Raw genomic sequence first — 13,038 nt, 5'->3', positions numbered from 1 at the left:
AGCCGTTGCCCGCCGGCGCTGGCAGACACGTGCTCGGCCGGCCTGCGGCCCGCGGACGCGAAGGGGGAGCCGCGCGGAACACCGGACCACCGCGGAGGCCGCGTGGTCGTGCGGCCACGGACCCGGCTGCGCCGCGGCGACCGGAGCGGAGCGCCAGCGGAGTCGGAGGCCGCCGCGCGGTTTGCCCGCGGGAGCGTGCGGAAGACGACCCGCCGGAAGCGGGAGAATCGGTTCTGGATCGTCGAAGCCCGAGGGCGGCGGGGCCGGAAGTTCCCCGCCGCCGGGTCGGGAGTCAGGACCAGCCGAGGTCGGCGAGGGTGCGGCGGGCCTCGCGGGCGTCGTTCCAGTCGATGTTGCCGGTGGCGAGGGCCTGGTACTCCTCGTGGCCCTTGCCGGCCAGCAGCACGGTGTCGCCGGGCTTGGCGTCGGCCAGCAGCTCGCGCAGCGCGTCGGCGCGGTCGAGGACGACGCGGACGTCGGCGGTGCCGGACTCCGCCTCGCGGGTGCCGGCGACGATCTCGGCGGAGATCGCGGCCGGGTCCTCGTGGGCCGGGTTGTCGGAGGTCACCATGACCACGTCGGCCAGCGTCGCGGTGATCCGGCCCATCGGGCGGCGGTTGCCGGCGTCGCGGCCGCCGGCGTGGCCGAACAGCACCATCAGCCGGCCCTCGGTCTGCGCACGCAGCGTGCGCAGCACGGTCTCCAGCGCGTGCGGGGTGTGCGCGAAGTCGACGAACACGTCGAACGGCTGGCCGGCGGCGACGGTCTGCATGCGGCCCTCGACGGTCGCGTACTCGGCGGCGGCGACGACCGCGTCGAGCTCGCCGCCCAGGCCGACCGTGGTGGCGGTCGCGGCCAGCCAGTTCATCACGTTCATCTTCCCGGGCATCGCCGAGATCATCTCGCGGCGGCCCCAGGGGGTGAACATGGTGAACCGCGATCGGTCACCGTCCACACGCAGGTTCTCGGCCCAAAGATCAAGACCCTTGGTCTCGAGGCCGTACGTGTAGAGCGTGTCCGGGCCCCCGCTGGCGATCAGCTTCCACCACGGGTCGTCCGCGTTGACCACGCCGAACGAGTCCGGCCCGCGCATCGCCGCCATCGCGAACAGGTGCGCCTTGGCCTTCGCGTAGTTCTCCATCGTGCCGTGGAAGTCCAGGTGCTCCGGCGTCAGGTTGGTGAACACCGCGGCGGAGAACGGCACGCCGCGCACCCGGTCCAGCTGCAGCGCGTGCGAGCTGACCTCGGTCACCGCGGCCTGGCAGCCGTCCGCGACCATCTGCGCCAGCATGCGCTGCAACTCGCCGGCCTCGGGCGTGGTGAACCCGTAGTAGACCGGCGGGTTGCCGCCGCCGGTGGTCATGCCCACGGTGGTGAGCCGGCCGGTCCGCATGCCGCTCTGCTCCAGCGCCGCGTGGATCAGGTGCGACGTGGTGGTCTTGCCGTCCGTGCCGGTGACGCCGACCATCTTCATCTGGTCGCCCGGATGCTGGTAGACCGCGACCGCCAGGTCGGCCAGCGCCGCCCGCGCGGACGGCACCCGCACCACCGCGGCGTCGCCGGGCAGCTCGACCGGCGCCTCGGTGACCACGCCGGCCGCGCCGCGCTCCAGCGCCTGCCGTACGAACCCGCGCGCGTCGTGGTTGGCGCCGGAGATCGCCACGAACAGGTCGCCGGGGGAGACCCGCCGCGAGTCGTGGGTTATCCCGGACACCTCGCGCGTGGCGTCGCCCTGCACCAGCGTGGCGGAGGGCACTTCCGCGAGAACCTCGTTCAGATGCACCGTCGTTCTCCCTGTCACTGCTGACCCGGGGTCGGACCGAGGCACGGCATCTCCCAGGTGCCGGAGAACTGCTGGTAGCGGCCGCCGAACGACTGCTTGAACTCGGTGAACCCGGCCCACGGGTGATCCGGCTCGTCCTTGGGTGCCGCGCCGAAGAAGTCGAAGACCCGCTGGCCCCGCTCCTGCGCGTCGAGCACCATCGTGGCCAGCATGACGGTGCCGGAGTGCAGTTTCCGGGCTTCCAGCAGACTTCCGGAGTGCGCGTAGTACCGGGTGGTCGGGCTCTCGTAGACGATCGCGGCCGCGATCGGCTGCTCACCCTGCCGGGTGACGTAGAGCGTCGCCGCGTCACGGTCGATCAGCGCCTTGGCCTGACGCCGGTAGTAGTCGTCGTGATGCGGGATCATGCCCGTGTGATTCGACACGTCGTGGAGCATCTGAAGGAGAATCTCGACATCGTCCAGGTTCGTGCTTGAAACGACCGAGATGTCTTTCTTGTACGCGTTACGCCAGCGGTTGCGCACATTCGGCGCGAACTCCAGCACCAGCTCGTCGCGGGACTTCCCCTGCAGATCCTGCACCCAGGTCAGCCCCGGGTGCATGTTCCGCTTCGCCGGGATGTGACCCAGCTTCGCCAGCTCCTCACCGGTCACCGGCGCCCACGGCTCCACCCGGATGAAGCCCGCGCCCTCCTCCCGGCCCAGCGCCTGGAGCGCGTCGACCGCCCGCTCCAGCGCGGTCAGATCGTCCGCGACCGGCCCGTACGGGCAGAACAGGCGGCAGGCGTCACCGGCGCGCTCCACGATCGTCATGGCCTGCCAGCCCTCACCGCTGCCGAAGTACACCTCGCGCCCGTTCGCGCGCTGGAAGGCGGCCCAGTGGCTGCTCTGCAGGAAATGCCCGTCCCGCGGCTGCGCGAACAGCCGCCGGTCCCACGCCTCCTCGTCCGTTACTTTCTGCCACGTGTCAGTCGTTGTCTGTGACATAAACCCTGCCGTCCGGTCCCTGTGTCATAAAGCGAGCCGCCCCTGTGTTTCGGCGGTGTCGGCGCCCAAGCATTCCCTACCGTGCTATCAGAGCACCGCGACACCCACCCCGCCACCGCCCGTTCGGCGATTACCTGGAGTGATGGCCTGCAACCGGCGGCCCCCGGTGAGGGCCCGGCCATGGGCCGTGTAGAGTTCTCTCCTGTGCGGCGCTGACAGCACGAGACGGGAAACCGCCTCGTGCGATGGCGGTCGTAGTGCAAGTCCGGGTGGCGGAATGGCAGACGCGCTAGCTTGAGGTGCTAGTGCCCGTATAGGGCGTGGGGGTTCAAGTCCCCCCTCGGACACTTGTTCTAAACGAACTTCTCAAGCCGCTGACCAGCAGTTTATGGTCGGCGGCTTTCTCGTTCAGAGCTTCGTCTTCCTCCCATGGGAACACGGTGGGAACACGGGCCTTCAGGCAGTGCCACACGTGGGCAGTGCCGGATGGTGCGTGACTGAGTTCTGAGCCGGGTTGCCGCCATGAGTGCAGGGAAGCTGGCATGGCGACGATCGAACCGCGGAAGACGCGGAACGGAAAGATCACCCGGTACCGGGTGAAGTGGCGCACAGGTGGTACCCGGGCCGGTGAATGGGACGGAAGGACCTTCGACTCCCATGCTGAGGCCAAGACCTTCAAAGCCCTGATAGATGCTTACGGGCAGACGATGCCTCCCGACGAGGTGCTCGTTGCGCGCGGCTTCGGTTACCTTGCGGCGACTGTGCAGTTGGTGAACGCGGGCGATGCCGCTGAGGAGGCGCCGCCGGCGATCACCTTCGAGGAGTACGCGCGTGGCTACATCGACAGGCTCGTGCGGCCCAATCGTGAGACGAAGCGGAAGTATCTGGAACGTCTCGTCACGCACGTGTTCCCGGTGATAGGTGATCGGCCCATCGCCGCGATCACTCGTGGCGAGATGCGGCGCTGGCAGGACGGGCTGATCGGCAAGCTGTCCCCGAAGACGATTCAGAACATTCGAGGTGAGTCGGTCTCGCCGATTTTCGATGCGGCGTGCCTCGCTGGTGAGGATGATGAGCCGCCTCTGCGGTCCTACAACCCTCTGAAGGGTCTGCAACTTCCGGAGAAGGTGCGTGCACCGAGGGAGATTGTGGAGGATCGTTCAGAGGCTCGGGTAGTGATTGAGGCCGCCTACGAGGTCGATCCGGAGGCGGCCGACCTGATGGTCATGCTGTTGTCCACGGGGATGCGGTGGGGTGAAGCGACCGCTGTACCGGTGAGATCGGTGAACTTCGACCGCGGGACTGTCAGCATCCAGCAGGTGATGCGCCGCGAGCACTTCCGGTGGGTTCTCGTGCTGAAGCCGAAGACGGAGGACGGCTACCGGGAAATCCCGGTGCCGGCACCGGTCCTGGAGATGCTCAGGGCCCGGTGTGAGGGAAGGGCTCCGGATGCGTTCGTCTTCACGGCGCCGCGCGGCGGTCCGTGGGTGTACGAGACGTTCTACGAGGACCGCTGGGTCAAGATTCGTGACATGGCGGAGCGTAAAGGGCTGAAGAAGCGGATGACGATGTACGGGTTTCGTCACTCGTTGCTGACGTGGCTGGCGTCGGAAGGAGTTAATCTGATCGCGCTTCGTACGATCGCGGGCCACAAGAACGTGAGCACCACGTTCAACTTCTACGTACACAACACCCGTAAGCACCATCCGCAGGTTAAAGCTGTCGTGGATGACCTCGTCGGCATGGGGCTGCGCATGGTGGAAGAGCGCGCGGGCCGCGGCCAAAACCCCGAGGTCGATTAGCGCTCCGGGCGGCGGCCGATCCACAACTGTGGTGGCCGCCGCCCACTACTCAGTCCGCCGCCGCTCTCGAGTCCGCTGCGGTCTGATGTGCTGGCGAGGTGGCACCGGTTTCAGGGCGGCAGCGAGATCGTCCTCGGTGAATCGGACCGAGCGGCCCAGGCGGTGACATGGAACCTTGCCCTGTGATACCCATCTGCGCAGCGTGCTTTCTGCTACCCGCAGCTCTCTCGCGGCCTCGGCGTATTTGTATTGCTTCTCGGTCATGGTGTTTCCTCTCAAGTCCGGGTGGCGGAGCTCGAAAGTGAAGCTAGACATCATGCCGCTGACGTGACATCAATCTTGCGAGGCTGGTGGGGTGCCGTCCAGCGTTTCTGTGTCCGGAAGGCCTGGGTGGGAGCCATATAGGTGTTCCTGCCAGCAACGATGAGAGCTGGTGATGTTTCACAAGGTCGTTCCATATGAGTCTGAAGAGGCCGTCCGCTCATTATGGAGGGTGGTACCGAGCTCGAGGGTCGGGCGGATGGCGCCTGCCTGCGGGGTCCGCCTGGATGTTTCGGGTCAGATCTTTTTGTAGCGGTCGCTACCGGGGCGTGGTCGCGTAACGCTGGCGAGGACTGCTCGTGCGGCAGCGTTACGACTCCTATGGTGAGCATCTCCGCCGCCCGCGAAATCTTCCGAAGTCCATGCTGCTGTCCGGCACGCCGGGTGGCCGAGCGATCTTGCGATAGGAGCACCACGTCGTGGCAGTGTCCTACTATCAGCCGCAGCCGGCCCGCGTCCCCCGACGCGATCGAGCGGCTCGAGGTGCGCATCGGCCGGCGGCTGCCCGCTGAGTACCGCAGCTACCTGCTGGGGTAGCCCGGCGGCCGGATGGACAACAACGACCGGTCCGTGCACACGGTCTTCTCCGTCGGTGTGGTCAAGCCGATCACGGGCATCTTCAGCCGCCCGGACACGTTCGCGGGCCGGGTTCCCGGCTGGCTGCTTCCGGTGGCCCGCGACGAGGGCGGGAACCTTTTCGCCCCTGTCGCTGCGCGATGCTGACTTCGTCTCGGTGTGGTTCTGGGATCACGAGTACGAAGGCGAAGAGCCGATCGAGGACAACATCACCCGGTCAGCGAAGACTGGGAATGATTCATCCAGTCCCTCGACCCGGTCGCTGTCTAGGCTGGCGCAGTAGTCGCCGACGGCAGGTATGGCGTCACTTCGTGGATTTCTAATCCACCGGTCGCGGGTACGAGTCCTGCCGAGTGCACCACCTGCGAATAGGCAAAGCAGTGGTGGAAACGACCTTCGGCACCAGGAGACGGACAGTCGGTACCTGCGCCACGTTCCGTTCTTCGCGGCGGAAACGGGCGGAGAACGAGTGGGGTGATGGGGGGTCGCCACCTTGCCGGCACACCGCCATATGTGCCCGCCGTCGTCAGCAGCGTCCTCGACGACGCGGGCCTCGACCCGGACGACGTCCTGCGGGTCGGTGCGAACCCGTGGTGTGACGGGCGGCATGCGGTGCTGGCCGCCCGTGTCGTGTGAAACCGTCGAGGCGGGTGGTCTCGGCGCGGGCTGAGCCGCGGGCGGTGTATCACCACCGCCCGCGGCGGTCGCTGATTAGCGCGAACTGATCAGCACTCCTGGCACGACCGTGCGGCCGGTGCGGAATTCGACGTAGGCCCACTGCTCCTGGTCGGGCTGCGGGCCGACCGGGTTCAGGATGACCTGCCCCGCCCCGCCCCGCGTGACCTCCGGCGGCGCGGTGATCGTCGCGTTGCGATGGTTGGCGTCGGCTGCGACCGCCGTCACCCCGAGCCGGTAGGGCACGTCGGCGGCGTCCGTCGACTGCACGTGCACGTATGCCATGTACACGCCCGGCTCCGGGAAGAATCGCGCGATCCGCTCATTGCTGTGCCAGAACGCCCAGCTCCGCTCGACCAGTTTGTCGTCCTTGTATAGATACAGATCGAAGTTTTTGTTCGGGTCGTCCGACGCGGTCTGCACGATCAGGCCTGCTGTTCCGCGCGGCACCACGATCTGAGTGCCCTGCGTCCCGATGCCACCAGGGGTGAAGGAGCCGCCCGTCACGTTCGTGCTGATCTGCTTGTCCGCCCATTTGACCGGGGTGTATCCGGTGGTACGCGCGGCCAGCGGCCCGGTGAAACCCGGCTCCAGGAAGGCCTGCCCGAGCCCACCGACCCGGGCGAACTCGAGGCCGGTGTCGTCGTAGGGCCGTGGCGTGAGACCCCATGGCCGGGCCGTGACGGTGAGCCGCACCCGGTGCTGGGCGCTGCTGAGAAGCAGCGAGCCGGTGGCGTAGCGGTCCCAGGTGGCCTTGCCGCGGGCCAGCTTGATCGTGACGGTCATGGTGGCGCCCGGATGTACGGTGAAGGTCTTAGGGGTGATCGTGACGTCCATGCCAGTCAGGCCCTCGACGTTCGCCTTGTAGGTCTCGGTGTGCTTGCCGACGTTGGTGAAGCTGCGCTTCACGACCACGGGGTGCAGGCCGTCGTACTCCCGCAGTGCGATCGAGGGCAGGTTGAGCTCTTTGCCGTCCGGCGTCGCCGCCGACGCGAAGGCGGTCAGCGAGGCCGTGGTCGGCTCGACTACCAGGCCGGGGTCGGTGGCGCGGGAAATGAGTGGCAGGCCTGAACCCTGCCGCAGCGGGCTGTTGGTCCCCTTCGTGTCAACCGCCGTGGTCCGCAGTGCCGAGGCAATTGCGCCCGGCGACCAGCCGGGGTGCTGGGCGCGCAGGATCGCGGCCATGCCGGCCACGTGCGGCGCGGCCATCGAGGTGCCGGAGTAGGCGTCGAAGAGCCTCCCGCCGGCCATCGGCGACACCGCCGCGATCACGTCGACGCCGTCCGCGACGAGGTCGGGCTTTTGCACTCCGGTGTGCATCTGGTCCGGCCCGTACGAGGAGAGGCCGGCCACGCTCGGCAGCCCCACCAGGCTCGACTTGTCAGCGCCGGTCGTCAGGGTTGCGGTGCCGTCGTCCCGGTGCGCCCACAGGTAGTTGAAGATCTGTCCGGCCTGCTCGGCGCTCCACAGGTAGACCGTGGGGAAGTCGTAGATGATGTTGAGGCGCGCGTTTCCGGCCGTCTGGAAGAGCACGACTCCCACGCCGCCTTTGGACTTGACCTCCTCGACGGCCTGAGCCGAGTTGTTGAAGTCGCAGGCCACGATCTTGCCTTTGATCTTTGCGGCGTCGAGGCTGCCGTCGCGACAGAACTGGGCGCCGTTCGCGACCGAGCCGGCCCGGTCGGCGAAGACGATCGGGGTCTGGCCCCGCGCGGGCAGCACGTCCATCGAGGCGCCGACGATCTTCGTACCGTCGCCGAGGCGCACGGTCGCCTCGTTGGCCCGCGCGACCGCGGCGCCTACGGTGGTGACCCACGGCTGGGTGTTGCTGACCATGCCGGACATGCCGTCGTTGCCGGCCGAGGCCGCCACGAAGACGCCGGCCAGGTAGGCGTTGAGGAACGCGTTGCCGATCGGGCTGTTCGGCTGGTAGTCGCCCATCTCGTTGCCGATGGAGTAGTTGATGACGTCGACGCCATCGGCGACCGCCGCGTCGATCGCCGCGATGATGTCGGCGTCGGTGCCGGAGCCGCCCCACAGGGCCTTGTAGACCGCGATCTGCGCGTCCGGCGCCACTCCGGAGATCTTCCCGAGGTCGCGGCCCAGCACCATCGCGTGTGCGACGGGCAGGCCGGCCGCGGTCGATGCTGTGTGGGTGCCGTGACCTTCCATGTCACGGGCGGAGAGGATCTCGCCCTTTGGCAGTTCCCCGGCCATCTCCAACCAACCGTCCGCGAAGTAGCGGGCCCCGACGATCTTGCCGTTGCAGGCACTGGCTGGGAAGCCGTCACCCACCTGGCAGGTGCCGTGCCAGCCCTTTGGCGCGGGCATGGTCGACGCGAAGGACGCGCTTTCTGGCCAGATGCCGGTGTCGATGACCCCAATGACGACTCCGGACCCCTTGCCGGGCACCGGCTGCGTCTTCGCGGCGGTCCCGGCTGTCTTGCCGGGACCGCCGAGCGTTGCCGCGTCGACTTTGACGATCTGCGCCTTGCTGACGGCGGCTACGCGGGGGTCCTTGGCCAGCTCCGTCGCTTGGGCACCGGTCAGCTTCGCAGTGAACCCGTTGAAGGCTGTCGTGTAGGTCTGCCGCGCCTTCACCCCGAGGTCGTCGAGCACATCACGCTGGGCTTCGTTCAGGTGCGCGCGGTATTTCTCCGCGGCGGCCGAGTGCGGCTGGAGTTCCTGCCCGGCCGCCGGCTTGGTGGCGGCAAGGCCGGCCACCCCGCCGTCGTACGAGGTGACGGGCGCCTCGCGCAGCCGGACCACGTACTGACCGTCGGTGAGGGCGGCGCTTGCGGCGTTCGGGCGAAGCGCGGCGCCGCCGGTGAGCGCCGACGGAGTCCGTCCTTCGCGCAGAAGTCCCAGGTCGAGCAGGGGTGTATCCGCCCGGGCCTGCGCTGGCCCACCCAGACCGACTGCGGTCAGGATGAGAGAAAGAGTGAGCGCAGACAGCGCTCGAAGGCTCGTGGCCACGACTTCCCTTTCGAAGTGGAGAGTCACTCGCATGGATGGCCACACCCAATCCTGGGTCGATTGCGATACTGCGACAAGATCATTAAAATCGATGTCCTGTCGGTCGATAAGCGTTGTAGAACGGGTGCTGTGGGCTGATCCCGAAACATCATCGGTCGGCGCGCTGCCGCGATCCGCGGCTCTGCCGGCGTGGCCGTACCTGCTCACCGACCGGAGAACCGCAGGCACGGCCGTCGTGGCCGGCATCGGCCGTGCCTCCCCGCGCACCGTGGAGTGCAAGGCCGCGATCAGTCCGGTGCTCCTCGCGGCGGTGCTGGCTGTCCGGATCTACGGGGCGGACGGCGGCGAAGGCCGCTGTCTTGCACGGTGGGGATCGAGACGGTGGCGTGGGCCGGAATGAGGTCAGCGTTTCAGCCGGTCAGGGGCAATAGCAGCCTGGGCGTCGGCGCCTATCCTGGCCGGCACGCCGGTGAGCATGTTGGCTATCCGCGCCCGGCGGTGGAGTGATCGGCGCGGTCGAGGTCGCCGAGTGCCTGGTCGGCGACGATGAGGCGAGCCCGTCCGCGGGTGGAACGGTATGCACGTGACGGCGTGCACGTGCTCCAGGCTGTCCTTGATGCCCCCGGGGCACGATGGCGACGGTGACGCCGGCGGTGTCAGTGCCGCTGGGAACGCCGACTCAAGGGTCGGCCGCGCGTACCAGCTTGGCTGAGGACACACACTGGTCGCCTGTTCTCCGTTTTGTCGGCCTTCGGCGCGTCTGGCGATCCGTGGGCGTCCGTTACACAGCGCGGGCGTGACGTCGGACATCGGCGGCGACAGCCAGCTGTCATCGTCTTACGGCGGTGATCGCCGAGCGCTGTGGCCGGCCTTGGGACCGAAGGTCGCGTGTCGGTGACCATCAAGGTGACGCGGTCGGAATCGCACGGATTATGGCGATAGGCGATGCGGTCGGCTGCAGCCTCGATCGGACGAGCGCCTACGCCGTTGGCACGGAGCAGTCCGTGGGTGGCTTCGGCTGTTTCACGCTTCGCTGGTGTCGCCGCCGACTGGCAGGTGGACGGTGAACGTGCTTCCTCGGCCGGGACTGCTGACGACACTGACGCGCCCGCCGTGGGCCTCGGCCAGCTTCCGCACCACGGCCAGCCCCAGTCCGCTGCCCCCGGTGTGGCGGCTGCGGGATTGGTCGGCGCGCCAGAAGCGCTCGAAGATGTGGGGTAGGTCGGTGTCCGCGATGCCGGAGCCGGTATCGGCCACCTCGATGACCAGTTCGCCACGGCCCATCCGGGAGGAGATCGTCACTGTTCCGCCGGGACGAGAGTGCCGCACCGCGTTGGACACGAGGTTCCCTACGATCTCTGCCGTACCCGGTGTGAGTCCAGTACCGCCTCTGGGGCCCCCTCATGCCGGCACATGATCCGGACACCCAACCCGGTCGCTCGTACTCGGTGCGCGGTTGCCACCTGTTCCGTCAGGTCGTCGAGGAAGACGGGCTCGGGGTGCAGCCGCAGACCGCCCGCATCGGCGGCGGCAAGACGGTGACGTCCGCGGTGCCCACTCGGTCGGTCTCGAGCAGGGGGCGTCCCGCCGGGTCGGTGACGATCCGTGCCGGTGCGCCGGCCCGGACCATGCAATCCAGCGCGGGCGCCGCCAGTTCCTCCAGGGCCTGGCGTTCGGCGGCGGGCAGGGTCGGTGTTCCCGGGATCGTTGAGGCGATCAAGCCCCGGCTCGTCGTGGTGAGGGTGATCTGCCGGTCCGTGCGGCGTGCCAGCTCCAGCAGCAGTGGGTGTACCTCCTCCCAGGACGGATGCGTGGCGGCAGTGGTTGACCGAGGAGCACGTCTGGACAGGCCGGCAGCCTAGCGAGCGGATGTATTCCTCGTACCTGTATTCGGCTGGTGCACAGCCCGTCTCACGCGACCGGTTCGTCCGCGACCTCGCCTACCTCGGAGTGCCGGAGGCCCGGGACGAGAACGGCGTCCGTGTCCTGGTCCGGGAATGAACAGAGGCCGCGCGGACGTGCGCGGCCTCAGACTCCGCCCGGCCGGCATTCGTCCACGCCACCACGTTCAGGAGCCCGACGCCGGATGGGAAGGCGGACGTCCCACTGGCCGGGGCCGGCGGCTCCGTGTGCGATCGTCGGCCCACATGCCGGGCAGCCGAGCGCGGACTTCGCCGTCGGTCACGATCAGCGATGGATGCCCGGTACCTGAGCGGTGCCAGAACACGGATGGTGTGGAGTATGACGGCGAGCGAGACTGTGTAGAAGATCACCACCTGAGCCGCCGGCACGCCACGGCATCCGGACACGGGCTGCGGATAGGCGAAATCCGCCGAGTCGGAAGGGACGCCCCCTGATAGATCATCGCGCCGTTCTCGCCCGGTGGAGGACTCATTGATATGGCAAGCGCAGGAATGACTGGACCACGAAAGAGGCACGCTGGACCGGAGTGATCGAGGACGGCGCCCGGTTATCAGGGCCCTCGTCACCGTCCTGCTGCTCGCCGTGGCAGGCTGCGGGCCCACGTCTCCCGTACCCCCATCCATGCCCGAACCCTCAGGAGGCGGCATGCTGTTCACCGGTGTCCACGTCCACGGCCCATCCGCGACCACGACCATCGATGTCGTGGTCGCCGACGGCGTGGTGACTCGTGTCGTAGTGGCCGACGGCGTGGTCGCCCGCTCCGGCGCGACCGGTGACGTCATCGACGGGCGGGGTCTCGGGATGATCGCCATTGTTCCCGCTCCGGACGGCTGCGGTCACATGGTCCGCGCTGTGGAGCCCGGCATCGCGGCAAACCTGCTCCTGGTGCCGCAGCGCGTCATGCCGGAACTCGGCACCCCCTGGTGGAGGGTCATCATCAGCCGCGGCGACCTGCGCGCCCTGCTGAGCCGCGGACGGATCGTGGTCCGCGACGGTGAACCCCTCGACCGGTCCGCCCACCCGGACGGCGCGCGCGTCGGCGTCTGGATCGACCGCGCGGACTGGCTGCACCAGGAACTGCTGCCGCAGGGCCGATACGACGAGACCCGAGGTGGGCGCCGGCACGCGTACACCGGCCGCTACTGGCTCGACGGCGACCGCATCGACTATCTCGACGACACCAGGTTCTACGCCTTCGGTGACTTCATCAGCGACGAGCTCTACCACGCGGATTTCATCATGCGGCTGCGGCGGCCCTGACCGCTGTGATGCGCACCGTAGGACTGGCCGGGCCTGCCACCCGGCCTTCTCGCTCGGCAGAGTCTTCCCCGTAAGCGGCGGCGGCCGTCGCTGCCGAACGAGGGGGAGCCTTCATGAAGTTCGCAGTGCTGGGTGCGGGCAACGTCGGCACGGCGCTGGGCTACGGCTTGCTGGATGCCGGCCACGAAGTGGTGTTCGGTGTCCGCGACCCGCAGACCCGCGAGGGCTTCACCGCGCCGGTCGCGCAGATCGCGGACGCCGTCAAGTCGGCCGAAGCCGTCATCAACGCCCTGCCGGGAGCACACACGCTCGGCATCCTCGGCCAGGTCGGCCCGGGTACCTTCGGCGGCAAGGTCCTGATCGACGTAGCCAACGCCATCACGCCGTCGTTCGAGCTGCTGTACCCGAATGACAGCCTCGGCGCCCGCCTGCAGGCCATGCTGCCGGATGTGAAGGTCGTGAAGACCCTCAACACCATCCCGGCCGAGATCATGACGAACCCCGGCACCCTGCCGGAGCGCAGCTCCGTGTTCCTCTCCGGCAACGACCGCGGCGCCAAACAGACCACCGGCCACCTGCTCAGCGACCTGGGATGGCGGCACGAGGACCAGGTCGACCTCGGCGCCATCGACACGGCGCGGGCGACCGAGCACTACCTGTACCTCTCGGTGGCAATCGGGCAGGCCACCCGCTCGGCGCAATACAACGTGTCCGTCATCCGCTGACGCCTACCTAT

General features: G+C 68.2%; 10 protein-coding genes and 1 tRNA gene. 5 read left to right on the top strand and 6 right to left on the bottom strand.

The window, feature by feature from the left end; all coding sequences use genetic code 11:
- Window positions 1-292 precede the first annotated feature (292 nt).
- Window positions 293-1,783: a UDP-N-acetylmuramoyl-L-alanyl-D-glutamate--2,6-diaminopimelate ligase gene (locus tag J2S41_RS20555; RefSeq protein WP_310369569.1), complete on the bottom strand. Its 1,491-nt coding sequence runs from the start codon at window positions 1,781-1,783 to the stop codon at window positions 293-295.
- 14 nt (window positions 1,784-1,797) lie between these two features.
- Complete coding sequence (locus J2S41_RS20550) at window positions 1,798-2,769, bottom strand: lipid II:glycine glycyltransferase FemX (RefSeq protein ID WP_310369567.1); 972 nt, start codon at window positions 2,767-2,769, stop codon at window positions 1,798-1,800.
- A 263-nt stretch (window positions 2,770-3,032) separates the two neighbouring features.
- Between J2S41_RS20550 and J2S41_RS20545 the strand changes: the two genes are divergently transcribed.
- Both J2S41_RS20545 and J2S41_RS20540 read left to right on the top strand, forming a co-directional pair.
- Window positions 3,033-3,116, top strand: a tRNA-Leu gene (locus J2S41_RS20545).
- A gap of 195 nt (window positions 3,117-3,311) precedes the next feature.
- Complete coding sequence (locus J2S41_RS20540; protein ID WP_310369565.1) at window positions 3,312-4,571, top strand: tyrosine-type recombinase/integrase; 1,260 nt, start codon at window positions 3,312-3,314, stop codon at window positions 4,569-4,571.
- A 45-nt stretch (window positions 4,572-4,616) separates the two neighbouring features.
- Here the strand turns inward: J2S41_RS20540 and J2S41_RS39870 are convergent, their stop codons facing one another.
- On the bottom strand, window positions 4,617-4,835 hold the full coding sequence (locus J2S41_RS39870; RefSeq protein WP_374728142.1) for a helix-turn-helix domain-containing protein: 219 nt from the start codon (window positions 4,833-4,835) through the stop codon (window positions 4,617-4,619).
- Window positions 4,836-5,981: 1,146 nt separating this feature from the next.
- Here J2S41_RS39870 and J2S41_RS20535 point away from each other — a divergent pair.
- Complete coding sequence (locus J2S41_RS20535) at window positions 5,982-6,104, top strand: hypothetical protein (protein ID WP_310369564.1); 123 nt, start codon at window positions 5,982-5,984, stop codon at window positions 6,102-6,104.
- A gap of 75 nt (window positions 6,105-6,179) precedes the next feature.
- Here the strand turns inward: J2S41_RS20535 and J2S41_RS20530 are convergent, their stop codons facing one another.
- From J2S41_RS20530 to J2S41_RS20520, 3 genes are all read right to left on the bottom strand, one after another.
- Window positions 6,180-9,119 carry a S8 family serine peptidase gene (locus J2S41_RS20530; protein ID WP_310369563.1) on the bottom strand — a complete coding sequence of 980 codons (2,940 nt, stop codon included), beginning with the start codon at window positions 9,117-9,119 and terminating at the stop codon, window positions 6,180-6,182.
- A gap of 1,023 nt (window positions 9,120-10,142) precedes the next feature.
- A complete protein-coding gene (locus J2S41_RS20525; RefSeq protein ID WP_374728141.1) occupies window positions 10,143-10,421 on the bottom strand; it encodes a sensor histidine kinase in 279 nt (92 codons plus the stop codon).
- Window positions 10,422-10,590: 169 nt separating this feature from the next.
- Window positions 10,591-10,839, bottom strand: a complete 249-nt coding sequence (locus J2S41_RS20520) for a hypothetical protein (RefSeq protein ID WP_310369562.1) — start codon at window positions 10,837-10,839, stop codon at window positions 10,591-10,593.
- Between the two features lie 848 nt (window positions 10,840-11,687).
- Here J2S41_RS20520 and J2S41_RS20515 point away from each other — a divergent pair.
- On the top strand, window positions 11,688-12,302 hold the full coding sequence (locus J2S41_RS20515; protein ID WP_310369560.1) for an Atu4866 domain-containing protein: 615 nt from the start codon (window positions 11,688-11,690) through the stop codon (window positions 12,300-12,302).
- Between the two features lie 113 nt (window positions 12,303-12,415).
- The gene (locus J2S41_RS20510) at window positions 12,416-13,027 is read left to right on the top strand and encodes an NADPH-dependent F420 reductase (RefSeq protein ID WP_310369558.1); all 612 of its coding nucleotides are present in this window, start codon (window positions 12,416-12,418) and stop codon (window positions 13,025-13,027) included.
- Window positions 13,028-13,038 lie beyond the last annotated feature (11 nt).

The organism is Catenuloplanes atrovinosus (assembly GCF_031458235.1).
GTDB lineage: Bacteria > Actinomycetota > Actinomycetes > Mycobacteriales > Micromonosporaceae > Catenuloplanes > Catenuloplanes atrovinosus.
This window is presented reverse-complemented; position numbering and strand designations above follow the sequence as displayed.